The 24226-nt window shown below is 46.2% G+C and carries 16 protein-coding genes; 1 reads left to right on the top strand and 15 read right to left on the bottom strand.

What is annotated here, in order from left to right:
• Positions 1 to 7: 7 nt before the first annotated feature.
• The 5 genes from RA156_RS08140 to RA156_RS08120 all read right to left on the bottom strand — a co-directional run bounded on the left by RA156_RS08140 (position 8) and on the right by RA156_RS08120 (position 5634).
• Entirely contained in the window at positions 8 to 358 is a 351-nt protein-coding gene (locus tag RA156_RS08140) for a TfoX/Sxy family protein (RefSeq protein ID WP_306644082.1), read from the bottom strand.
• 110 nt (positions 359 to 468) lie between these two features.
• A complete protein-coding gene (locus tag RA156_RS08135) occupies positions 469 to 1893 on the bottom strand; it encodes a glycoside hydrolase family 47 protein (protein ID WP_306644081.1) in 1425 nt (474 codons plus the stop codon).
• 28 nt (positions 1894 to 1921) lie between these two features.
• The gene (locus tag RA156_RS08130; protein ID WP_306644080.1) at positions 1922 to 2893 is read right to left on the bottom strand and encodes a cytochrome-c peroxidase; all 972 of its coding nucleotides are present in this window, start codon (positions 2891 to 2893) and stop codon (positions 1922 to 1924) included.
• Positions 2894 to 2933: 40 nt separating this feature from the next.
• Complete coding sequence (locus tag RA156_RS08125) at positions 2934 to 4013, bottom strand: DUF3810 family protein (RefSeq protein WP_306644079.1); 1080 nt, start codon at positions 4011 to 4013, stop codon at positions 2934 to 2936.
• Between the two features lie 211 nt (positions 4014 to 4224).
• A complete protein-coding gene (locus RA156_RS08120; RefSeq protein ID WP_306644078.1) occupies positions 4225 to 5634 on the bottom strand; it encodes an OmpA family protein in 1410 nt (469 codons plus the stop codon).
• Between the two features lie 188 nt (positions 5635 to 5822).
• Between RA156_RS08120 and RA156_RS08115 the strand changes: the two genes are divergently transcribed.
• A complete protein-coding gene (locus RA156_RS08115; RefSeq protein ID WP_306644077.1) occupies positions 5823 to 6761 on the top strand; it encodes a T9SS type A sorting domain-containing protein in 939 nt (312 codons plus the stop codon).
• Here the strand turns inward: RA156_RS08115 and RA156_RS08110 are convergent.
• The 10 genes from RA156_RS08110 to RA156_RS08065 form a co-directional block, all read right to left on the bottom strand.
• Positions 6758 to 9316 (bottom strand): TonB-dependent receptor, encoded by a 2559-nt coding sequence (locus tag RA156_RS08110; protein WP_306644075.1) that lies wholly within the window; start codon positions 9314 to 9316, stop codon positions 6758 to 6760. The two genes, RA156_RS08115 and RA156_RS08110, sit on opposite strands and share 4 nt — an antisense overlap.
• A gap of 220 nt (positions 9317 to 9536) precedes the next feature.
• Positions 9537 to 9917 (bottom strand): hypothetical protein, encoded by a 381-nt coding sequence (locus RA156_RS08105; RefSeq protein ID WP_306644074.1) that lies wholly within the window; start codon positions 9915 to 9917, stop codon positions 9537 to 9539.
• An 82-nt stretch (positions 9918 to 9999) separates the two neighbouring features.
• The gene (locus RA156_RS08100; RefSeq protein WP_306644073.1) at positions 10000 to 10752 is read right to left on the bottom strand and encodes a T9SS type A sorting domain-containing protein; all 753 of its coding nucleotides are present in this window, start codon (positions 10750 to 10752) and stop codon (positions 10000 to 10002) included.
• A 45-nt stretch (positions 10753 to 10797) separates the two neighbouring features.
• A complete protein-coding gene (locus RA156_RS08095) occupies positions 10798 to 13134 on the bottom strand; it encodes an alpha-amylase family glycosyl hydrolase (protein WP_306644072.1) in 2337 nt (778 codons plus the stop codon).
• Positions 13135 to 13173: 39 nt separating this feature from the next.
• Positions 13174 to 14022, bottom strand: coding sequence for a hypothetical protein (locus RA156_RS08090; RefSeq protein ID WP_306644071.1), 849 nt, complete (start codon positions 14020 to 14022; stop codon positions 13174 to 13176).
• Positions 14023 to 14027: 5 nt separating this feature from the next.
• The gene (locus RA156_RS08085) at positions 14028 to 14576 is read right to left on the bottom strand and encodes a DUF5004 domain-containing protein (RefSeq protein ID WP_306644070.1); all 549 of its coding nucleotides are present in this window, start codon (positions 14574 to 14576) and stop codon (positions 14028 to 14030) included.
• Positions 14576 to 15934, bottom strand: coding sequence for a RagB/SusD family nutrient uptake outer membrane protein (locus RA156_RS08080; RefSeq protein WP_306644069.1), 1359 nt, complete (start codon positions 15932 to 15934; stop codon positions 14576 to 14578). Before RA156_RS08080 ends, RA156_RS08085 begins: the two co-directional genes overlap by 1 nt.
• 17 nt (positions 15935 to 15951) lie before the next feature.
• Positions 15952 to 19059 carry a SusC/RagA family TonB-linked outer membrane protein gene (locus RA156_RS08075; RefSeq protein ID WP_306644068.1) on the bottom strand — a complete coding sequence of 1036 codons (3108 nt, stop codon included), beginning with the start codon at positions 19057 to 19059 and terminating at the stop codon, positions 15952 to 15954.
• Between the two features lie 74 nt (positions 19060 to 19133).
• Positions 19134 to 21959 (bottom strand): alpha-amylase family glycosyl hydrolase, encoded by a 2826-nt coding sequence (locus tag RA156_RS08070; protein ID WP_306644067.1) that lies wholly within the window; start codon positions 21957 to 21959, stop codon positions 19134 to 19136.
• Between the two features lie 57 nt (positions 21960 to 22016).
• Positions 22017 to 24215: a CotH kinase family protein gene (locus RA156_RS08065; protein WP_306644066.1), complete on the bottom strand. Its 2199-nt coding sequence runs from the start codon at positions 24213 to 24215 to the stop codon at positions 22017 to 22019.
• Positions 24216 to 24226 lie beyond the last annotated feature (11 nt).

Genomic DNA, 24226 nt, shown 5'->3' with positions numbered 1-24226 from the left:
TAACGCCTTATGCCTTACGCCTCTTCTTAGACGCTCTCGCCAACGGATTAAACGCCAAGCACAAATCCACAAAATGCTCTAGATCAGCATCAAAGTCATAACCTTCCGGTTGAACAAACACATAACCTTTCATAGAACGTCCGGTGAAGTTCATTTCGCGTACACCATCTCTTTTTAATGCTTCTTCCCAAGCATCAGGACCAACACGCGCCATCATTTCATCCTTCACAACACCTAGGCACATTTTTTCATCCACCATAAAACACAAGCCTCCCATCATTTTCATCTCTCGAAATGAAGCACTCCGGTCTTTAAGAACTATACGTATACGGTCTGCAAGGAATTCGTTGTAAGGCATGAGAGAGGGTTTTTGGTTGGTAGTTCGTGGTTCGTGGTTCGTGGTTCGTAGCGGTTGTTTAAGACAGTGGTTATTGGCTTAAGCCTTAAGCCATACGCCTTAGGCCTGACTTAAATTCCCAACCTTCGGTTGACTTCATTCAATTCAAAGTGTTCCCGCTGGAAAGGATGGGCCTCCGTATTAAAGATATGGTTCTCGATTCGGAATTCTTTTTGGTCATGTGCACCAAGGAAGAAGTACTTGAGCGTTTCTGCGTAAAAGTATGTGGCCAGGTAATCTTTGGGCTCTTTTGTAACCACGTTTTCGACGGCGTGGTAAGCAAGGTCATTTTTACAACAATCATTGATATCCGTCCAAAACTCGTCGAGCATTTTCAAGTAGTTTTCATTCTCTGTAATCTGGTAAAGGAAAAAGGCCGACTCCACAATTTCCGGGTTGAGTTCGGAGTTGGCGTATTCGATGGAATCCGCTTCGTAGAGGTATCGCGTAGGCAACAACCCATATTTATCCCATAGCCAGTACCAAGTTTCCATATTCGATTCCGCGTTAGCGAGATCACCTGCAGACGCTTGAATAGCAGGGAAGAAGGCATCGTATAAAGACATGGATCGCTTCACTTTTTCACCAGTATGCATATCTACACAAGCATAGTATTGACGTCCTTGAAAGGTGTCAGCGTAGTACTTGTTGATCTTCGAGAGACTGGTATCCCAAGCAGCAGCGATGTCGGGGTCGGGGAAGAGCTGATTGCTCTTAAAAAGGTACTCATAGTACGAATCCATCCCAGCTTGTAGGTAAGACCATGTGTTGGTCCATTCACCAGTTTCAACATTGATGTAATCTCCTGGTAAGCCGATGTCTGAACGACGGTTAAAGATAGCCAGACTGGCTTTTTTCGCCGCCTGATAGTACTTTGGATCTTCGGAGTAGTAGCTCAAGATTCCGAATTCTAACAAGTAGGTGGCTGCTTGAGCTGTGTTTACAACGTTTCCTTCACCTTCTCCGTGATTTCCTGCTACAGCTCCCGTTCGAAGGTTCACGCTGTGATAAGGAATTCCAGTGGGAGAGTCGAACGCCGGCAGCATGCGGTTGCCAAAGTCAATCGCTTTGTCTAGAACCGCAGGATTCTGACTGTGATCATACATCGCGAGCAATCCACCAAGGATCCGGATGTTTACTTCGAAGATCTGGACGTAGATGTCTTGGTCCCAATCCTTAGCAAGCGCGTATGCTTCCACTTCTTTGGCCTCTTCATCCATTCCCATCAATGCAAGGGTGCTGTACGCGTCAAAAGGAGAAATCCCCAACGATTCATCGTACCAGTTGTAGCCTTGTCCTGAGAGTGGCTTCAAAACGTCATATCCCCAAGCGTGTTCTTTATATGCGTTCCAAGAACGTTTCATCTCAGAACGGACATCTTCTTTTGAATAGAACGGAGGCTCCTCGGGCAGATGAAAGACAGGAAATGGTTCAGGTTCACTTTCGCCACATGAAAGGATCGAAAGCGTCATAAGTAGAAATAGGAAGTACTTCATAACACAGATTGCAGCGGGAAGGTAGCGATTAGTTCATTTCTTCCAATCTGACTTCAGTCAAGGCGTTCAGGAAGGCGATCAGCGCATCTTTGTCATCTTCTGAAATGTCGAATCCATTGATGCGTTCTGACTTGTGGATATGATCAGCTCCTCCAAAAGCGTAATGATCGATCACTTCATCGAGCGTCTCCATTGACCCGTTGTGCATGTATGGATAAGTGAGGGCGATGTTTCTCAGGGTTGGCACCTTGAATTTTGCGATATCACTTTCTAGGTCTGTGATGAGCGCCCTTCCTGAGTCTGCATATTGTTCGTAGAGTCCGTTGTTTTCAAATTCAAAAGAGGAGAAGAAGTAGCCACCGTGACATCCAGAACACTGCAGCTCATCGCTTGAAAACAGTGCATAGCCGCGCATTTCTTCGGCACTCAATTCGGCTTCACCTTTCATGAATCGATCAAACCTTGAATCGTCAGAGATCAACACACGCTCAAAGTTGGCAATCGCTTTTTGTACGATTTCCAGCGTTAACGGCTGGCCGTAAGCTTTCTTACTGAGCTCGTCGTAGAATGGAACCGTTTTCAACCGCGCCATCAACTCTTCGGGATCCATGTCGAATTCACGGTGGTCCATTATGGGGCCCATCACTTGATCCTCAAGGGAAGCGAATTTCCCATCAATCATAAAGGAAGGATGAAAGCCTACGTTGAACAAGGTAGGTGTATTTCGCGTCACCGTCCGACCTTTGATTCCTTCGCCCACAGGAAGATGATCTGCAAAGGCATCCACATTGATATGGCAAGACTGGCAACTGATCGAAGTATCTTGAGAAAACAGCAATTCACCGAACAACGCTCCCCCTAACTGAATGCTCTCATCGGTCAACGGATTTCCTTTTACCTCAGGAATCTCCGGCCGTTCCCAGCCCGTTTTCTGATCAGCAAATGACCAAGCTATCACAATGCTCAAGAGCATTAGTATTCCAAGAATTGATTTAAGCATGTTATTAGCATGATTAGTCCGCCTTCGGCGGTTAGCATGGTCAGTTGTTACGCCTTTCGCCATTTAGCCTTTTTGCCCTTTCGCCCTCCAACCGGGAGTATACCATTGCCATCCACCCCCGATAACTTCTTACCCCTTTTTTTACTCCTTGCGACTTCAAATAAATATCATTTGAAACTTGAGCCACCTTGGGTGCATATTGTCGGTGCGATCGCGCATTCTGTCTTAGCGCGAGTTGGTGTTGGTGAAGAGCGGGGTAGAGCTCAATGAAAGTGCTGTCGTAGGTAGGTACTAGTTCATCATAAAGATTGAACCAAGCGGCATATTCTAGTTCCTGGTTGCCAGAGTTTCGTAATGTCTCGAAGGCGATGAAGTTGCATTCACCTTCATCGGTGATGCCATAGCCATGGGCAAATTCGTGGGCCACGATGAACCATTCTTGAAGAGCTAGGTAGGAGGCATCGGCGTGTGCTTCTCCGGAGAAAGGCATGTAGATACCTGCAACTCCCCATTTTCGCATCCAACCGCTTTCACTGATGAGGTTCATTTTGACGTTTCCAGGCGTGCGCACACCCATGTCACGTAGTGTATTCCGCACAGCGGCGTGAATAGTGTTGACTTCTTGAAGGGTGACGTTTTCTTTTAGTACGAGTGCTGAATCCAATGAGGAACCAAGATAAAGGCACTGTTCCGCGCTAGCGAGAATCAATTCTTGACGAGCATCACGATCAAAACCATCGAGATTCAGGCTGAGTTTGTCTACTACCCCTGGAGCGCTGTAATTCCACCCCCAGCTCACGTAGAACCAGGTAATGAGTATTCCGAAGGCGTTCAGAATACCGCGGTACCACGGACGAAAACCGAACAACCGTCTTCGATACCATCCCATCGCTATCCAAATGAAAAGGAGGATCAGAATAATCAACATCAATGGAACAGGGATCCAGTTGAAGAGTGCGTCTCGAACCCAACGAAATCCTGCAAAAATGGTGTTGCGATAAAGGCTTTCAGCGACGGTTGGAACAGGCTTGAAAAGCATCGCAATTCCTATAGAGAGGAGACCTAGAAATGAAGGGCCCCAAGCGTAAAAGCGCTGGTATAGATTTCGGATCCATGACACGAGGTAAAAGTAAGAATGAGAATGAGAATGAGAATGAGAATTAGAATGAGAATTGGAATGAGAATTTAAAATGAAAAGGCCGACTATACAGTCGGCCTGATCTTGATACCCGGAGGTATCATCGAGAGAGTGACGTTCTTTAACGTCGTTGAGAGAGAGATGACGAATTATTCGTCGGTTATCCAGCGAGCTGGATGATGGAGGGCAAGTTTTATAGTTTTAAGCCTTTGAGCTTGTACTTAATTTGAGTGGGGGTAAGCTTTTCGTAGTTGAGATTGATTTCTCGTTCCTCACTTGCTTCTTGAATGGCCAGATAGCTTTCATTGTCTTGAATGATAATCGAGACATAGACTATTCTTCGATCGGAAGGCAACAAGAAGGTAGGATTTCCGAACATGTTGTTACCCTGCATCATTCCATTTACACTAGGAACGAGCGCGCGTACATTGGCTGGAGCATCTGCTGCACAGATGACCTCTACCGGACTAACCGGCGTTTCGGGAAAGCGGTCACAGTTGATGAATTGCATGTTGCGGACGTTACCTGCATACATGGCACTCACATCTCGGTTTAGTTTAGCCATTCTTTCTCCTAGTGCATATGCAGCATCAATCTTCTTCTGGTCGTAATCATAGAAAGCACTGTCCAAGACATATCCATCTCCATATGAACGTGTTTCGATGTATGTCGAGTTTGATTCTTTCCCTCTGAGTCGAAGTGCACGTCGAATTTTACAGAAGAACAGACGGCAATGCATGCGGTTAGTCTTCTTAAACTCAACATTGAAGGAATCGTTGATGTACTTCAATGGAATCAATTCAAAGCTCTCACCGGTTGGAACCCAGTTCATCTCATCACCACCTTCTTCCGATGAGAAGGCAAGCATGTCGTCTTCTGTGCGATTGGTTGGGAAGTAGATAGTCATGTCTTTTTCGAGTTCCCCAGAAATACGTTCTCCGTTCAGATACGCTTCTAGGTAGACAGTTCCACCTGATTCTAACATAGTTCCGTCCGAACCAGTGTGCATGTTCATGGTCATCATGTCTGTGAGATCAAGCGCTTCTCGCAGTCGTAGTTCGATACAATCATCGTGATTGTCAACTTTGAAGCTGTAGGCTGGGATGAACATTACTGTTCCCGATTTAGCGACGAGCACGGTGTCTTTGGTATTGTCGATACAATGGGATTGCATGTTAGGCATCATCTCTTCATAGATGTCTTCCATTGTCAACAACTCTCGATCGCCTTCAAAACGAACCAAGACACGTCGGTTTTGTTGTTTGCCATCTTCGGTTTCATTATCAGCAATAGGAGAGTCTTCACCGTGTGCGCCTTTTTGCGTTACGGTATAGCCCTTATCAGCGAGCAATGATTCCACAGAATTCAAACGGCGCTGAGCAAGCGCTTCATTGTATGCGTCGCTTCCATCGGCATCAGTATGAGCCTCAATTCGGAGACTTCGGATGTAAGCCAATTGACTTAACGCATCAAGCAATCCTGCCTCAGCCGAAGCAGAAATTTCATGGCTGTCTGAGTCAAATAGTACATAGTGTGATTGAGAATTTTGTGCGGTAACGGCAATCACCGCAGCAGAGAGCAGCAAAGAAAGGAGAAATTTCATGTGCATGATATTGTGGTTTGGTGTATCCAAATCCAAGAACCTTGCCAAGAAATGTTAACTGGAGTTCAGTACTTGTTAAGGCTCGTGTTTCAAAGGGTTGCAGCGCATTGTGCTACAACATGCACAGACAGAAAAGGGGAGTAGTGTAACTTGCGATCTATCTTCTCGTCAAAAGGAATATGAGAAACATGAAGAAGTTGTTGTTGGTCACGTTTGCTCTCGTCAGCACGGTCGCATATAGTCAAAACGAGTGTGACGCTCTGAATATTGTGGATGTATTCATTCATCCCGTTGACCAATCGATTCTGTTGATCGAAGTAGAGAACTCAGGGGAAGACATTTTCAGCTACCCTGGATTCAAGGTGTATGTGGATGACGTGCTGCACGGACAAGAAGAAGTGCTCTTCTTTGGTATCGGGCAAAGCAGCATTCATTTGGTTAATCTTGACGTACCCTTTGTTGAAGGACAAGAGTATGATATTGATCTTGAATTGTGGACGGGTTTCTACTCAGATCAAGCATGTGATTTCAGCTACACGGGCACGCCATATGATCCCACTGATTGCTTTGATGGCTTCCTTTCGGTGCAGTATTTCGGTGCCATGGGAATGACCTATCATATCGATGTGACGAACAACTTCAATCAGAATTTCCTTGACTTCGAATTTGAGCTCAGCTCGCTTGAGTTTGAGTATTCTGAGGCTATGTGCTTCCCTCGTGGTTGTTACACTGTTCAAGTGGAGACCGCTGATGGTCAGCCTTCTCCAGCGAATGTTGTCATCGCCTACTACTATGAATCAATGCAGCTTTGGGGCGCTTTGCTTGAGTCTGGAGAATCCAGCGTTTCTCAGGTCCTTGATATCTGGGATGGTTGTTTGTTGAACATTGATGATCTCGCTAGCGCGGAATTGAATCTCTACCCAAACCCTTTGACGACCTCGGATCAAATGAAGATGGATATTCCAACTCACCAGATTCGTTCGGCTCAGGTGTTTGACCTTCAAGGTCGTTTGGTTATCTCTGATCTCGCTAGCGCGGAATGGCGTATTCCTCAAGAGGGGAGTTACGTGGTGTTGATCGAAAAAAATGATGGAGTTCGACTAGCAACTCAAGTAATCGTTCGCTAGAACTTAAATGCCACTTTCAAATTAAGACGACGTCCTGTCAAGAAGTTAGGAATCGCATACTGACGTCCGTTGACGTCTTCAATCCATGTTTGGCTAATGGTATTGTTTACTCCAAGAATATTGAATACTTCAAGCGCCACATAACCTTCCTTCATCCACTTGAACTTGTTTCGTTCTTCGGCTGGTTTAACCACCAATTCACGTGAGAACCCAATGTCTACACGGCGGTAAGCGCTAGTACGCAACACGTCCAAGTAACGTTCGAAACTAGGAGGGCCGTAAGGGAGTCCAGTACCGTAGAAAATGCTGACCAGCACCTTGTACTCTGGCCAACGCTTCATCTCATCCTGGAACAGCATAGAGAAGCTCAAACGCTGGTCGGTAGGACGAGGAATGAATCCTGGCTCAACGAGATTGCTGTCAACAGCATCATCGTTTAGGGTGAATCCAGGAATGATAAGATTCCCTTCATCGTTGAAACGTTCGTAGTAGAAGTCATTAACGAGATCTTCTTCTGTTTTCAAGAACGATACACGTAGCCAACTCTGGATTCCTTTGATGAACTCACCGTTGAGCATGACGTCAGCTCCTGTAGCATATCCATTCGCAAGGTTCTCGCCGTAGTACCTCAAACGGACATTCTCTACCTCGTATGGAATGAGGTTCGAGTAGTCTTTGTAGTAAACCTCCGTTACAAGCTTGAATGGACGATCAAAGGCTTCAAAGAGGTAGTCAATCCCTGCCACTACGTGAATTGAACGCTGCGCTTGGATGTCTGGGTTGACTTCACCAGTGATTCCACGCATTTCACGGTAGAATGCCGGTTGGTAGTACAATCCTCCAGCAAGGTTGAAGATGATGTCTCTGCGAATGAGCGTATCGCCGTCAGCAGATTCATACTTAATCCAACGAGGCTTATACGACATGTGCGCACGCGGACCTCCAACAAACTCATTGTTGAAGCTCCAGTAGTTTCCACGAAGTCCAACGTTGAAGTTCCATTCGTGTCCTTCTTCCGTCTCTGTACTCCAGGTATTCTGAACGTATGCCGTTACACGAGAAGAAACCACATCGTTTTCTCCCTTGATCACGTCACGCAGAATGATCTGTTGATCAGGTTGAAGACTAGGAACCTGGTATCCGATAGAATCTTGCGGGTGAGGAGAAGAGAAGCCAGCAGAATCAACGTAGTTCCATTCGCTAAGCTTATCGTAAATATTCTCGTACTGGTACTTCACACCCCATTCCAATACGTTATCGTTAGGAAGGATAGAGAATCCTGTATGTGTAAAGTTAAGTACAGTTGCCTCGAGCTCATTACGTGCATGATCGAGGAAAGCACCCACACCACGGTTGGTTAGTACCTCACCAAATTCATCTGAACCTAAATCACGCTCGAGTTCGTCAAGGCTGTACGCTCCAAGGATATCAAAAGTCTCAAATTCAAATGTCTGGAATGCCGATGCGATGAACTGCATGCGAGAATTCTCAGTAGCTCGTGCCGCGCTGAAAGCACCGAAGTAGGTATCAAACCCCGTTCGTTCTTGGCCATTAAAGAAGACAGTCAAACGAAGTGCTTCATTGATATTACCCACGTCTGTTTCACGTGTCTGAGGGATGAAGTTGTATCGATTCCTAGAGACGTTTCCGAGGAAGTTGTAGCTCCATTGCGAGTAGGCACTCTTCTTCCAAGTCATGAAGGTCTGGAAGTCGAGGTAGTTTGGATTGTAGTCTCCCTGTTCGTCAAGCGACCCTAAGACATAACTGTTGTTTCGGTAACGGAAACCACTGTTGTGTGTGAAGTTGCCCTTCTTGTTGATGCCTTCAAACTGCAAGGATGTTCCCAGCATAGAAGCGGTCACAGATCCAGCGTACTCCGTAGGTGTGCGGTATTGAATGTCAAGTACAGAAGACATGCGATCACCGTACTTCGCTTCAAATCCACCTGCAGAGAAGTAAATGTTGTTTACCATGTCTGGATTCGGGAAGGAGAGACCCTCTTGCTGTCCAGCACGCACCAAGAACGGACGATAAACCTGAATACCGTTTACGTAGACCAAGTTCTCGTCGAAGTTACCTCCACGTACGTTGTACGAAGAGCTCAATTCACTAGTGAAGTTCACCGGAGCTTGAAGAAGGAGGTCTTCAATTGTTCCTCGAGTTGAAGGAATTCGAGAATATACTTTGGGTTCAAGTCTTGTTAGTGGCTTCGTGCGATCACCTTCCGCTACGATGTCTGCTTGGCCAATATCCGTACCGAGCTTGATCTTTGCATCCTTGAAGATTTGTTCTCCAGGAGCCGCTTCGAAGGTAATCTCGACCGGTTTAGAACCGGTGAAGCTGTATACAATGGTAACCGTCCCGGGAGTTACCTCGAGTGAGTAACGACCTTCATCATCACATGAAATCGCTTCTCTACGGTCATTTTTATTGAATACCGTAGCACGAGGAAGGGATTTTCCTTTTTCATCGGTCACGGTTCCACTCACAGTGGCTTTCTGTCCGAAGGCCGAAATACCGGCAAAAAGAAGTACAAAAAGGGTTAACAGTCTCACGGGCGACGAAAGTACGAAATTAGCGGTTCGGGGTAAGAACGACCTCGTCTGAAGTTTCGTACTTCTAAAAGGCTGAAATTGAAGTGAGAATCTTGGAAGGCTGTAGGAGGAGTGCGGAACGCGGGAAGCGGAATGCGGATTGCGGAACGCGGATTGCGGATTGCGGTGGTTATGGGTTATCGGTTATAGATTATCGTTTCTCCCCCCTTGTCTCTCGACTCTAGACCCTCGTCCTGCGAAGGAAATGCTGGTAGATGGTGAAGATTGCAATTGCGAAAAAGGGAAGCGTTGATAGAATGATCATTCCTCTTTGGCCTGCGATTCCTGCAATTAGGATGATGACCATCAATGCACCAATACACACTATCCCTAGCAGCGTGAGCCATTTGTTTGGTGGTGTTTGTCTCAAGGTGAATAACAGTACGCCTTGTCCAATCATCGGCAAAATGATGAGTGGATGAAGAATAGAAGCAGGATCAGAAGTGAGTTTCCTCAAGATTTCACCCTCCATTTGAATCAAGAGCTGACTATTCCCACCTCCCCATTCCAGGTAGCCGATAAAAGACGAGAGGACGATGAGGAGGTTGAGGGCGTTTTTCATGTCTTGCTGGGCTTATGGCATAAGGCGTAAGGCCTAAGTAGAATTCCTTAAGCCTCACGCCTTATGCCATAAGCCTTAAAATTTATCGTTTCACCGCCTCCGTCAAAATCGGCACTCCATCTCTGAAAATCTTCAGTAGGTAGCGTCCTGCCGCGAGGCGGTCTCCTGAGATGATGATTTGAGAGGAGGTAGCTTGCTCGGCATATACCATGCGGCCAGTCACATCGAAGAGTTCGATTTTGTCGCCCACTTCAATGCGGTCAACGGTAAGCGTATGTTCGAATGGATTCGGGTAGTAGCGTGGTGCGAGTGTGGCACTTGATTCATTGACGCTCACTACGTTTTGAACGATTTCAATGTTATCAATGACATAGGCTGACTCATCGTTGACATCGTCTAGAATAACATAGAAGATGTCAGGTGAACCGTAGTCGAAAACGACCTCCTCCGGGCTGTTACTTGTGTAGGTGCCTAGAAGATTGTCATTAGCATCATAAGCTTCGAGTACAATCACATCGATCTCGCTATCGATAGGATTCGAAAACGAGATACTGGAAATACTCAATGGCGTACCATTCGCTCCGTCAACGAAATCAATGCGGATGGGAGAGTACCAAGTTGAGCTGTGCATGATCATTCCCCAAGACCCGGCTCCGTAGTCGTAGGTTACGGGAAGTTCTGCGCTTCCTGGGGTAGAGAAGATCATTCCACATTCTTGGAATTGATCAGATACCATGGTGTCGCTTGTTAACCCATCAAAAGTAACCGGGTCACACTGTGCCGAAGCACCAATCGCAAATGCTGTTGCAAGGAGTAGAGAGGAAAGTTTTTTCATCAGTAAGGTGTTTCCTTACAAGGTAGAAAAAACCTTCGCTACTGTCTACTTAGAAATCTCTCCAATGTAGTAACCCGCTCCGTTAAAGTTGAGCGTATCGTCTGCTACTGAAGCATTTTTTGAGATGATTTCTGTTCCCATTTCCTTAGGTGCCATAGAGACACTCGCACCTTTTGAAATAACCACCACTGTAGCCTCATTCAAATAGGTTCGAGTAAATACCATCACGCTATCGTTACGTTGAACTTGGATATCGCCGTAAATAAGCGACATGCGCTCATTTCTCAGCTTTGCAAGGGCAGCGAGTCCATCGCGAGTTGCTTGTTGTTCAGCAGATAGCTCGTCGAAGATCATCATTCTACGGTTGTCAGGGTCATTCCCTCCAGGCATACCGATTTCGTCTCCATAGTAAACACAAGGAATACCTGGTGTCGTCATGAGGAAGGCATGGAGCAATGAAAGCTTGTCATATCCTTCAGCACCTTGATTCTCAATGTCACGAGTCCATCCTGCGAGTTTTGCGTCTTCAGCGAAGTCTACTGCACCGTCAGCATAGGAGATAAATCGTGCGCGATCTTGATTACCAGTGATGTTCCCCATCAAGTGGTGTGAGCCATAATAGTGAAGACTCTCTTGAAGAACGCGGTCAAGGTTCTCGAAGCTAGTTTCATCCTTGGCGAAGGCGTCAACCATGGCATCGTAAAGGTTAAAATCGAACTGTGCGTCTAGTTGTCCTGTAGAAACATAGCTGCTGATCAATTCCGGGCTACCGTAAGTCTCGCCAATCTGAAAGAATGGACGCTCCTCATTAGCAAGCACACGTTGCTTGGCTTTTTGCGTCAATGTGCGCCAGAACACCTCGGGAATATGCTTAGTCGCATCATGACGGAAACCGTCAATTGGGTAATTCTCGAGCCAATAGATCGCACTATCTGTCATAGGTTCGTATACCTCTTCGCGCTCGAGGTCGAGGGTAGGGAGGAAGGTATCGAACCAAGTCGTGAGTCGGTATTCATCCCAACGTTCTGTGTTGAGAGACCCATCAGGCAGGTAGAGATCCGTTGCCCAATCAGGGTGTTGTTGGTATACTGGGTGGTTTTGGTGTACGTGATTTGCAACGTAGTCAACGATGAGGTTCATGTCTTTTGCATGGGCGTCATCAATGAGCTTTCTGAACGAAGAGTCAGTTCCAAAATGAGGGTCGATCTCCGTAGAGCTCACTGGCCAGTAACCATGGTATCCACTGAATGTACTTGTGATACCTTTGTCCCAAAGTCCCCAAGCGCCTTCTGCGTTTCGGGTGATTGGAGATACCCAGATGGTGTTCATTCCCAGATCTTCGAAGTAACCAGAAGCTACTTTTTCATTGATCCCAGAGAAGTCTCCTCCAAAGTGATTGGCGATCGGAAGGATGGACGGATCGTCGACTGGGTCGTTGTTTGCGTCATTGCCATCAGCAAAGCGGTCAACAAGCAAGAAGTACATAGTCCAGGCGTGGATGTCTGCACGAGTGAGGTCAGCCGTGGAAGTAATAGGTTCTCCCTTTTTAAGCGGGATGTACAAATCATTCCCAACCTTTTCATCATTCGTAATCCAAATGCGGAGAACGCTTCGTTCTTTTTGTTTTGCTATCGCTGGAATTTGAAAGCTAACTTCATCATTGGCTAACAGTTCAACCGATCCAACAAAAGTATCTTCCCACCAGTAGTGTACTGTACTTTCTTCTTCTACCGAGTACCTGACACTTGAAGAGGTATATCCAAGTGCAGTCATGTGCGGCTTAGATGATTCTCCTCCAACGACGAAGTAAGAGTTAGTTCCACCCATGCCATTCGACTTGCTCAGAGGATTCTTCTCATCCAGCTTCCATTCTCCATCCACTACTACTTGGTATTCGTAAAGACCTGGGTCCAGAATAAGGTCGCAAGCCCAGTTTCCGTTTTCCTGATAAAGCGGCGTAGCACTTGGGTTCCATCCATTAATGCTACCAGCAATGGCGACTTCAGTAGCATCCTGATCAAGTTCTACCACCATGTGAACCGCTTGTTTCTCCGAACGGATCATTGGAATATGGTGTTCCGCGCTAGCGTAATTCACCGTCAAAGCACCAAGAGGAAGGGCAGGTGAAGTAGTAATGTGAACACATCCACAGGATGCATCGATTTCTAATGAATCACCTTCCATGATAACTGATTCAACTTTGGATAGATCGCCAAAGAAGTCTTCAAGGTAAACTGTCGTTGTATCGTAAGCCATGCGAATGGGCTTCGCTAGTCCGATCAGGTGATCTTCATGTGTAGGAGTCGATTCTTCTGCGGGTTGTTCAGATGTACACGCAGCGAGGAACAAGCAAAGCCCGAAGACAATGTGTAGCTGTTTCATGGATGGAGGTTCAAAAAAGGGCCACGAGGGCCCTTGAATTTAGTCACAATTAAGAATAGAGATCACTTCTACTGGTGGTGAACCAGGGTAAGTGAACCCTTCTCGCATAATGCGGAATTCAATCGAAGAAAGCTCTTCGCCTTCTGGAAGCATAGTGAAGAGATCTTCTGGAATGAAGATCAATCGGAACTTCCCAGGTTCCCCTTCTACTGGTTGCAGTTGGAGTTCTGGAGTAGAGGTTACCTGATCAGCAGGAACGTATTCGTAGAAAACAAAGCTGCTTACACGTCCGAGCATGTATACATAACACTCATCCGCTCCAAGATTTTGCAATCCTTCGAGTTCTTCTTGGTTGTTGTCATAAGTAATCGCAACAAAGTCATCTTGCTCCTTGATTTCTGGGAAGATGCAGAGGCGACGATCGCAGAGCTTAGGAACAACAGTCACAGATAAATCTTCTGTTTTTGCTTCTCCTTCGTACTCACCATCATATTCATTACCATTGGACAATTTCGCAAGACAAGAGATTCCATTCGCGAAGAATGTTGCTCCGTCAACTCCGTAGAATTCTGTTGGAACGAAAGTAATCGAGTAGAGGAGGTCACTCACCTTAGTCATCAAGAGTTCCTCATTTGAGGCACCCCAGTCACCATTTCCAGTCACAGGTTCGGCAGGGTTCCAACTCCACAGATATACATCATCATCTGGGTGATCCGTAAGAATTGCTTTCAGTGCATTGTTCTGTGTACCGTCGGCAGACTGACTGATATCGATGAAGAGCGTTACTTCTTCATTCGCGTCAGTAGGAGAGGGTAGGATATATGCAACTTGCGCGTTCGCAGCCTGAAGGCCGAATAGTGCGCAAAGGGTCATCATTAACTTCTTCATAGCGCTTATTCGTTTACTCGGTTAAATACGAAACGGTAAATCACCGTTTGAGTCTCGTTGTCTCCACCAACGTCGCAACCGCGGAGTAATTCGAGTTCCATGCTAGAATCAAACGTTCTAACGATGGTACCCAAATCAAATGCAGCAGTGTCAGTTGCTGATTCCATAATTACCTGCGTAGGGTATTCTGGATCATCAAGACGCCAGTTCCCACCTTCTCCGAAATAGTTTCTTCCTTCGGTAATGGCAACTTCATATGACAAATCACTTGAGTTAAATGTCAATTGCAGCGGTGTAACACCATCTACAATGTAGAACTGACTCAAGTCGCGTTCTTCTTTAATTGGGTTGTTCAAGTCTTTCTGGATGAAAGAAGTGAGTTCCCATTTTCCATTTAGTCCGGCCACCTTGTCAAAAGGTTCGCCGAGTTCACCTTCGATCTCTTCTTTACAACCTGCGAAAAGGATCGTCAGGGCAAAGGCGAGGGTGAAAAAGCGAGTGAAATTCTTCATGCTCACGCTCTTATTCTGATTCTTCGTTTCAATCTTATTCATCACAGACATCCTCCTTCTTCATTAAGGATGAATCCTTCTGATGTTGTTTCCCCGTTAGGGAACTGAATAGCCATACCTGGGCAATCATACGGTGCACCACGAACAGTGATATCTTCCCCCGCAACACCCATGCGCTTCAGTTGGTCAATCCAAACTCCTTCACAAAGCGTTTCTTTTCGGTATTCAGCACGAGCTGCGGCAATGACCTCTTCAGCAGTAGAAGAAGGATCAAGATCATTCAACCCTTCGCCGAAGGCACGGTCACGAATGTCGTTGATATCTTCAATAGCCGTAGAAAGATCGCCCCCAGACTGAGCCAAGGCTTCTGCGCGCATCAACTTCATCGTTGTCAAGTAGAGGATAGGAATATTGAAGAATTCCTTTCCATTGAACTTGTTTACGAGGTTGAGGTCTCCACCAGCGGTTACCCATTCGTTGCGAGCGTCTGATGCGTTCAACGAAAGCAATTCAGCTACGTCAGCACTAAACGTCAAGTTTGGATCTGGGTTGTTGTCTGAACGGTAATTGTCGCGGAAGTTTTCCGAACGGTTGTCGATCAAGTTACCAACAATACCAAAGATTGTCTCTGTGTTCGTAGTTTCAACTTCGTAACGATCAATGTCTTCATCGAGCGTGTACTGACCTGACTCAATAACTTCGCTTGCAAGTGAAGCAGCGTTCGTGTAATCTCCCATGAGGAAGTAAACATTCGCTAGAAGGGCAGTAGCACTGTTGCGGTCTGCGTAAACATCATTCTGCTCAGGCAGATTCGCACGAGCGTACTGGAGGTCTTCCAAGATGAAGTCATACACTTCACCAACAGTTGAACGTAGCAACGGTTCCTGAGATGCCTCGCGGCGAATCGGAACACCCAAGTGCGTGTTGTTTGCGGTCCATCCGTAAGGCTGAGCCCAAAGCTTCACTGCTTGCCAGTGACATAGTGCGCGAATGAATCGTACTTCAGCCTCCATGCGTGTTTGCTCGTCTTCAGACAATCCTTCGATGAGGTCGAAGTTCTGAATCAGGGCATTTCCACGATAAACAGCTCGGTAAAGGTCAGTGTAAACACTTCCTGTACCAGTGGTAAAGAAGTTCGTTTCACGGTTGAATACAGCAATGAAATCGTTGTTGTTATCTGGGAAGGCCAAGTTATCAGACAGCAGTTCAGCAATGTTCTGAACTCGTCCGTCATAGAGGTTCCCTAGTACATCGTAGTTTGAATTCAATAGACGTTGAGCATCTTCCGGTGTTTCTAGTGCCGTCTCGTCGATGACAACATCACCCGGTTCGAATTCAAGTAGTTTATCACAACCCCAAAAGGCTGTAGAAACCATGATCAATAGAAATATCTTTTTCATGTCTTTGCCTTTATGGATTAGAAACTAATGTTGATTTGAATGTTGTATGCTCTTTCCTGAGGAGGAGTGAGGTAAGTAACATTCGGTGATAGGTTACGGTCTTGTGCGTTCTCAAAGTCACGAACCACTTCCGGATCAAGTCCTGGGAAGTTCGTCAAGGTGAACAAGTTTGTCACGTTGAACGCTACGCGGAACTGATCGAAGTCAAGGTTCTTCACTTTCACGTTCTGGAAGTTGTACCCAAGTGTAAGGTTACGCATGCGCACGTAGCTTGCGTCAAACACGAAAAGGTCAGTATTCCACCAAGGGAATCCAGAAGGCAGACCGTAAGTAGTTTCATCCAGTGTCAGACGAGGGAAGGTGCTCAAGTCACCAGGCTGACGCCAGCGATCGTAAATCTCTGTACGCATGTTCCAATCTGTAACAACTCCAAGCTGACGCTTAGAAGACGAATCGAAGATCTTCGCACCGATGCTGAATGTCATCAAAGCAGATAGATCCCAGTTCTTCCATTGGAAACTGTTGGTTACCCCACCAATAACATCTGGAAGTCCGTCACCTACGTATTTACGAATGGCGTTATCATAGTCGTACGTTTCGTTACCTTCTAGATCGATATATACTGGAAGTCCATTGTCTGGATCAACGTGAGAAAATTCAACTAAGTAGAAAGATCCAACTGGCTGACCTACAATTACACGTGAATCGTTTGTACCACCAGAAACAGCGTCTGGAGTGTAGTCGCCGATATCAACGAGCTCATTGTAGTTACGAGATATGTTCAAGTCTGTAGTCCAGTTGAATTTACCAACGACATTGCGCGACTTAATCGAGAATTCAACTCCTCGGTTCAAGATCTGCGCTACGTTATCCCAGTAGTTGGTGAATCCTGTACTCGGTGATACGTTTACGTTCAATAGTACATCACGGCTCATCTTGCGGTACACCCCTAACTCCATCGTAATGCGGTCGTCTAGAAGTCCGAGTTCAATTCCTGCATCCCAGGTTGCTGAAGTTTCCCAACGTAGGTTAGGGTTTGCAAGCTGGAGTGGGAAGATAATCGGTTGTCCGTTGTAGAGAATACCGTTGTTGTCTTGCGAGAAGGTTCCGAAACGGGCATAATCAGGAATGGCCGCGTTACCAGTGATACCGTAGCTTGTGCGAATCTTCAAGAAGTTGATACGCTCAATTCCTTTCATGAAGTTCTCTTCAGATACGATCCATCCAGCCGAAATAGAAGGGAAGAATCCGTATCGGTTGTTACGTCCGAATCGAGATGATCCATCAACACGAGCTGTACCTTGGAATACGTACTTGTCTTTCAGTGTGTAGTTCACACGTCCGAAGTACGATAGGAATGACCATTGAGAAGGGTTGTTCTCAGTACGGTTCACATTGGCAGCATCTTCACGTAGTGAATCGACCTCCCAAACAGGACCTGTTACATCAAAGTAAGTCGTGCTGTATCCGTAAGCATCAGAACGTTGGAATTCCGTACCTACGAGGAAGTTGAACTTGTGGTACTCGCCGTAGTCCCATAGGTAGTTCACTGTAGCGCTGTAGTTCCAGTTCAAAACGTAGTTCGCAAAGCGATCTGCCGTTCCTAAATCTGAAGTTACAGAGAGCGCCGCAGGGTTAAAGATGTCTTCACGGATGTGCATGAAGTCAAATCCACCTCCTACTTTGATGATCAAGTCCTCCATTGGAGTCAACATCAAGCTGAGGTTGTTGATTGAACGGTCTTCAGTAGTTCGCCACTTTTTCAATTCTTGAGCAGCTACAGGGTTTGTCCACTGCGTGATGAAGTCGCCTGCTTCGTGGATCACGTTGCCGTCATCATCAAGCACGTCTTCTTCATAACGGATTCCGTAATACGGCAGGGCAGTAGACATGGCAGATCCAAGTCCACCTGACCATGCAACGTCAACTTTGTTATTGATACCACGGCTAACTGATCCCGAGAACATCAATTTCAACCAACGATTGAAGGTGTAGTCAAAGTTTGCACGTCCACTGATACGCTCGTAGCTATTACCAATCAGGTACGACTGATTATCATCGTAAGTAATACCTGCGTAGAGTCCGTGTTTCTTTCCTCCGTTACGTACACCGAAGTTGTACATCTGCTTGAATCCAGTTCCTACGGTTTCGTCAACCCAGTCGGTGTCGGTTTTCATTGCTTCTAGAAAAGCAGCCTCACGAGATGCAGCATCAGAACCAACTGTCGTGTAGCCTGGTAGCCAAACGTATCCTGTTCCACCGTCATTCTCCCAAGCCTCCTGACGAAGCTGTAGGTACTGCTCAGTGTTGAGCATGTTCGGAAGCGACGCTGGTGTTGCGATACCGTGACGTGTGCTGAATTCGAATTTTGTTCCTTTTTGAGAACCACGCTTTGTTGTAATCAGGATCACCCCGTTCGCACCACGTGAACCGTAGATACCAGTGGCTGCTGCATCTTTGAGGATTTCAACTGACTCAATATCGTTCGGGTTAATTGAAGCGAGTGGGTTGTTGTTCAATGCTCCACTGTTTCCACGAAGGAAGTAGTCTTGGGTAATTGGAATACCATCAACTACGTACAGCGGGTCACCTCCGGCTGAAACAGAAGCGATACCGCGAACACGAATCAATGAACCAGCGCCAGCAGCACCAGATCCTTGAGAAACTTGCACCCCGGCCGCTTGACCTTGAAGTGTAGATTCGAATGAAGGGGTTGGCATCGAAGTCACCGTTTTAGAGTCAATTTTTTCGATGGCTCCAGTCACTTCTCTTTTGCGCTGAACACCGTATCCAACGACAACAACGTCATCGAGGAATACACCGTCTTCTTTGAGCTCGAAGTTGAGTGTTTTTGTTTCTCCATCAGCGATGGTGATGGGCTTCGTAAGGTTCTCATATCCTACGAATGAGGCACGAACATCGAAGGTTCCTGGTTCGAGTTCGAGCACAAAGTTTCCGTCGTCATCGGTGAAGGTACCATTCGACGTCTGTACAACTATGACAGTCGCGTATGGAAGCGCCTCACCCGATGTTCCGGTGACTTTACCCTTTAGCGTTTGAGCGTATCCTCCTAAGGATAGACAAACGGCTGCGAGCAAAGCGGATAGGGCTTTAGAACGATTCATTTGTTTCAGTTAGAGGTGTTCTTATTTGGTTTTGGTCTCGGAGGTTCAGGCCGAGTGGTTCTTTCAAGTTAATCTTATTGGCGCAATACGGGTACGCTGTACTTCGCAGATCCGTTGTCAACAACGATCACGTACATCCCGCTTCCTAGTTCGTCAGTAATAGGGAAGGAGAGGTTTGAGCGATTCGATGCATTGCCTGCGTAGATTGTATCAATGGTGCGACCTGTAATATCAGTCAACTGAACAGTCACGTTCTGTCCGGCGAAATTGCTGAGGTCGATGTTGATGACATCGCGGAATGGATTTGGCCACGCATTAAAGCTAAGTTGTTCCAATTCCTCGATAGAGTTATCAATGACTGGAGTTTCAAGGGGCTGATCTGTGTATACATGGTATTCTCCTGGTTCGAAGAAGAATGACACATTGACATCAGTTACTTCAAATGACTCTCCAGAGAAGTAATCATACCACGTTCCAGTATTCTGGAATCCTGGAGACATGTCGAATCCAACAACGTCGAAGTTTCCTGCAACAACCACATTCATCTCTGGATGATTCAAGTGGATTCGTTTACCAGTTCCTCCGACGTCTAATGAGAAGTTGTTCGTCGAGAACGCCGCTTCAGTTGTGTGAAGCAAGTTCATTGCTGCTGAAACATTGTAAACACGAGCGCGATCGTCTTCGTCTTGGTAATCCCAGCGAATTGGCTTTGGCGATGTACGACAACCTTCTTCGATCGTCACTCCATCTTCACAAGTGTTGATTGAGTAGTCATATCCAAGTTCTCCAAATTGCCACATCATCTTTGGTCCTGGGATAGACATCAAGAATACGTGAACCATTTCTTGGCGAGCTAGGGCAGTAGACATATTCGTAATGTCGTATCCACCGTTTGAGTTACCGTAGAGGAGGTTTTTGTACATCAAACGCTCTTCGTCATGGCTTTCAGCGAATGCAATGAGGTGAGGATCGTTCCACCCTCGTTGCTGGTAAGAAGCCCAGTTGAAGTTTGAAGAGTAACCCATTGACGCTTCATTGAAGTCGTGGTTGTGATTACCCCATAACATGAAGCCTTGGTTCGCTAACGCCGTTTCTTCGTCATTGTTCGCGAAGTGCTCAAGAATCATGTAAGCATCTGAATCAACGCTCCATACATGACCGGCGTAGTCATTCAGAATGTCTACACGACTTTGGTCATATTGATTCCAAGCACCTACGTTTCCGAGGGTATTATTCTGCGTGAACCCTTTACTTAAGTCCATTCGGTAACCATCGATGTGGTATTCCGTGATCCAGTGTTCGAGCACTCGCTTACAGAATTCTCGTGTTACGCCCGATTCGTGGTTGTAGTCATAACCCACGTTGAAATCGTGCATCGGTACTTCATTGAAGTAAGGGTTTTGGGAAGTAGGCTGTCCGTATTCTCCTGCTGACGGATCAAACCACATACGTACTTGTGGGTTCTGACCGAAGCTGTGGTTGAGGGCGATATCAAGGATGATAGCGATTCCGCGTTCGTGACATTCGTTTACGAAGTCTTTATACATCGTCTCCGTACCGTAGTATTTATCTGGAGCGAAGAAGAACATTGGGTTGTATCCCCAGCTATTGTTGCCTTCGAACTCATTAAATGGCATGAATTCTATCGCATTGGCTCCTAAACGTTCGATGTAATCTAGCGTATCCAAAAGTGTAGCCATGCTGTGGTCTTGAATGAAATCGCGTACAAGCAATTCGTAAATAACGAGGCTTTCCTTTTCCGGACGTTCGTAGTCTCCATCTGTCCAGTTGTATTCTTCTTGAGCTGTTTGAAGGATACCTACTGGATCATTCGTTGTGAATTCAGCAGGGAATTCAATCAAGTTCGGGTAAACTTCATCTTCAATCCACGGATCGTTCCAGTAATCAAGGATCTTTTCAGAATAAGGATCTGCGATGCGCATGTTATCTGGCATCACGTGGTAGTGGAAACGGTACTCTTGACCTGGGGTCAATCCAGTGATTTCGATCCAGTATGCCGAGTTGTCTGGAGTCTTCGTCATGAGATAGTCAAGACCGAACTCCCAGTTATTAAAATCACCGACAACAAATACGTTGTCTTTGTAGGGTGCGTAAAGATAGAGCAGTACTGAAGTATCGTTGATGTAGTTGATACCAAGCTCCGCAGAGGCTGGTGGGAAGGCCGTTGTAGGAGATGATGGCAACACCACTACAATCACCTGATCTGTCACAGACTCCATTCCGTTATCAGCAGACATCTCTACGAGGTATTCACCAGCATCGTAGCCAGAGAAGGTCCAAGCGAGTTCAGTTGCGTCATTGGAAGATGCTACTTCTGAGCCGTCAACAGTAATACTTAAATCTGCTGCTTCAGAACAAATAGCTTCGAAATCGATGCTGTCATCTTCTTCGATTGCCATACTTGTAGCTACTGGCGTAGCGAAGCTTCCTGCAAAACCTCCATCGGTAATAGGGAAGAAGATGTCTCCACCATCTGCTTCACGTCCTACAAGTGTTCCACTCGCATTGCGGAATACAAAAGCGAGTTCTTCGATAATGATTCCATCAGGAAGGTTGTAGAAATCTTCGAGTGTTTGTCCACCGAAGTCAAAAGTGTGAATGTTGTTCCCTTGGAATTGCATCACAGTTTCGCTGTCTGCAGTTCCCCAGTTACCCACCACGTATTGCCAGTCGTTCGGACCGGTTGATTCGTTGGTAATAACACCTGTGTGAGCGTAAACGGGAATAACTCCTTCTACGTCGCCGTTACCTTCACTGGCGTCATAGTATAGGGTCACTTGATCAGTTTGAGTTGGAAATGCTGGCTCAGTCCATACGACTTGACTTTGAGCGTTCACGCCCAAAAGCATCGCCAGCAGGGCGATGTAGAGGTTTTTCATAAGTAGAATTCACTGGTACTGTCTCCAAATATATAGAAAGTGTCTCCTTAACACTAACTATTGTTTAAGGATTCTGACTTTCCTGTTGCCAAGAGCGATTAAATAACAACCTGCGGGGTAGTGACTCAAGTCTATCTGTTTCGTTGATTGAAAAGTCTCAAGTAAACGACCCTCTATATTGTACACCTTAATCTCTTCTGTTGAAGTTACGAATAACACGCCAGTCGTAGGGTTCGGATAGATCGAAGGTCCGTAAGAAGTATTCTCATGGACATGAACTACACCGTTCGAAGCGTTAGGCGTGGGTTGGTCAAAAACAATCCAATCAGGGGCGCCATCAGTTGATCTTCCGAGGCTAAAATTGGTTGGAATCTCTCCAAAAGAAATGTTGTCAACAATTCTCAACGCTCCCTGATCTTCGGTGACGATCGTCAGCGATTCACCGCTGCCACTCAATCTGAAATTGGCGTGGTCTAGTCCTTCTTCATCTTCCTTATCTGCCCAGAACAAACGATGACCAGTTCCAGAGATGTTTCCTTCTCGGTAGCGGTACTTCGCAGGGTAGGTAAGGTTGTCTGTGATCCAATAGTCAGCGAGTGCGATTCCTGTTGGGTTCATGTTATACAACTCGAACCAATCATCATAGTCTCCCGCATTGTCAGCGATGTTGCTTGAATTAGTTGACATGAGCTCGTTTAAGACCAAGCCCGTTTCCACAGGTGAAATCCAGATCCATTTTGGCTCACAAAAAGCGGAAGATTCAATTCCGTCTCGCGAGTATTTAATCTGGTAATGAAGCCCGTCAAGCGACGTTGAAACCGGTGTGCTTGCTTGCCATTCATTTTCGAAAGTTTCGGTTAAGGAAATAGACGCTGTTACGATTCCATCCACAATAATTTCTGCATAGACGTCATCTGCGCCAAACGGTGTATTTACCTCCCAAGAAAGGATAGGCTCCAAGAACGGACTATTATCCGAGACTTGAATGGCCATTGGAAGCGTGTATTCCTCCAACATTTCCTGAGCGCTTTCTACTCGATCAGCGAAATAGTCTAGGATGCCTTGATCAACATGGCCTCCCCAAGCTTCCGCGCTAGCGAGTAAAAAATCTTCATCGGTAAAACCATAGTCAAACCCCTTGTACTCGTCTTCAAGAGCTGCATCCTCCATCAGGTCATAGAGTTCAGCTACTCTCATTTCCAAGGCCTCCTGAGAGAACATGGCGATAAATGATTCAATATGGTGTGTAAAGGCATCGCGGTATTCAGGGATTTGCAACAGGCGCTCGTACAACGGGCGATCATTGTTTTCGTAGTCGTAGATGTTACGATCAGCCCAATCAATGCCCACCCAATCGATACCCAAGGTGTTATCAAGATCGTATTCAAGGAATTGAAAACGAAGGTCATCAGGGCGTTGGTAGAGGTAGTAGTTATTATTGTTCCAGATGTAACCATCCCAGTGTCCGATCATGATTTCGAAGGCTGCGGCCTTGAGGTAATCATGCACGTCAAAGACCTTCTCTAGTTCACATTGCAGATCATTGATGCCAGTGTTGTTCAATACATCAAGGAAATGCACGAAGTCGCTGTAGTCGTCGTATGCCTTATTGGTTTTGAGTTCGTAGATCCGAGTTCCCCAAGGTGCATTTTTATAGGTGTCTTCATCTCCACCTTGCCAGGAGAGGTTTCCTGACCAATGACACTTGTAAAGGTCTCCTGCATCGCTTCCGAACTGGCGCTCTACATGTGTGTCATCGATATGCTCAACATTTAAGTAAAGTCCTCGGTATTCGCCATTGATGTAGAGGCGGACATGCGTCGCCATTGTAGCGTTGATGCCAAATTGGTGCGCCATTTCCCAGCAAAGGCGACTTCGCATGATGGAAGGGTCATTGTGCTCTCCGTTCAAGTTGAGCTTTTCGAATCCGAACCAATCGTTGCCTTGTTGGAAGGTATTGAAGGAGACTTTGAATGATTTCTTATCTGCCTCTCGCGACGTGTTTCCACGCAAACGGAATCCAATGTTTTCTACCGTGTCAACGAGGTTCTGGCTCTCGAAAATGAAGGTAGCAGGGTATTCATGATTCGAGTAGAGGCTATCTTCGAAGAAAATGAGGTCAAGGCTATCTTGATCAATTTCAATTCGAATGGTAGCAATTTCATCAGGTAGATAGACTCCCGAATTATAGTCTACGCTCCATTGACTTTCGGCTATCGCCGGAAGGAGGATTAAAATCAGAAAGAGGATTCTCACATGTCAAAGAT

It is taken from the genome of Sanyastnella coralliicola (genome assembly GCF_030845195.1).
In the GTDB taxonomy this organism is placed as follows: domain Bacteria; phylum Bacteroidota; class Bacteroidia; order Flavobacteriales_D; family Sanyastnellaceae; genus Sanyastnella; species Sanyastnella coralliicola.
This window is presented reverse-complemented; position numbering and strand designations above follow the sequence as displayed.

Coding starts and splice junctions, on each gene's coding strand:
- RA156_RS08135 (WP_306644081.1), bottom strand. CDS start 1,893: ATGAAGTACTTCCTATTTCTACTTATGACGCTTTCGATCCTTTCATGT.
- RA156_RS08140 (WP_306644082.1), bottom strand. CDS start 358: ATGCCTTACAACGAATTCCTTGCAGACCGTATACGTATAGTTCTTAAA.
- RA156_RS08075 (WP_306644068.1), bottom strand. CDS start 19,059: ATGAATCGTTCTAAAGCCCTATCCGCTTTGCTCGCAGCCGTTTGTCTA.
- RA156_RS08115 (WP_306644077.1), top strand. CDS start 5,823: ATGAAGAAGTTGTTGTTGGTCACGTTTGCTCTCGTCAGCACGGTCGCA.
- RA156_RS08130 (WP_306644080.1), bottom strand. CDS start 2,893: ATGCTTAAATCAATTCTTGGAATACTAATGCTCTTGAGCATTGTGATA.
- RA156_RS08095 (WP_306644072.1), bottom strand. CDS start 13,134: ATGAAACAGCTACACATTGTCTTCGGGCTTTGCTTGTTCCTCGCTGCG.
- RA156_RS08100 (WP_306644073.1), bottom strand. CDS start 10,752: ATGAAAAAACTTTCCTCTCTACTCCTTGCAACAGCATTTGCGATTGGT.
- RA156_RS08085 (WP_306644070.1), bottom strand. CDS start 14,576: ATGAATAAGATTGAAACGAAGAATCAGAATAAGAGCGTGAGCATGAAG.
- RA156_RS08070 (WP_306644067.1), bottom strand. CDS start 21,959: ATGAAAAACCTCTACATCGCCCTGCTGGCGATGCTTTTGGGCGTGAAC.
- RA156_RS08120 (WP_306644078.1), bottom strand. CDS start 5,634: ATGAAATTTCTCCTTTCTTTGCTGCTCTCTGCTGCGGTGATTGCCGTT.
- RA156_RS08090 (WP_306644071.1), bottom strand. CDS start 14,022: ATGAAGAAGTTAATGATGACCCTTTGCGCACTATTCGGCCTTCAGGCT.
- RA156_RS08105 (WP_306644074.1), bottom strand. CDS start 9,917: ATGAAAAACGCCCTCAACCTCCTCATCGTCCTCTCGTCTTTTATCGGC.
- RA156_RS08080 (WP_306644069.1), bottom strand. CDS start 15,934: ATGAAAAAGATATTTCTATTGATCATGGTTTCTACAGCCTTTTGGGGT.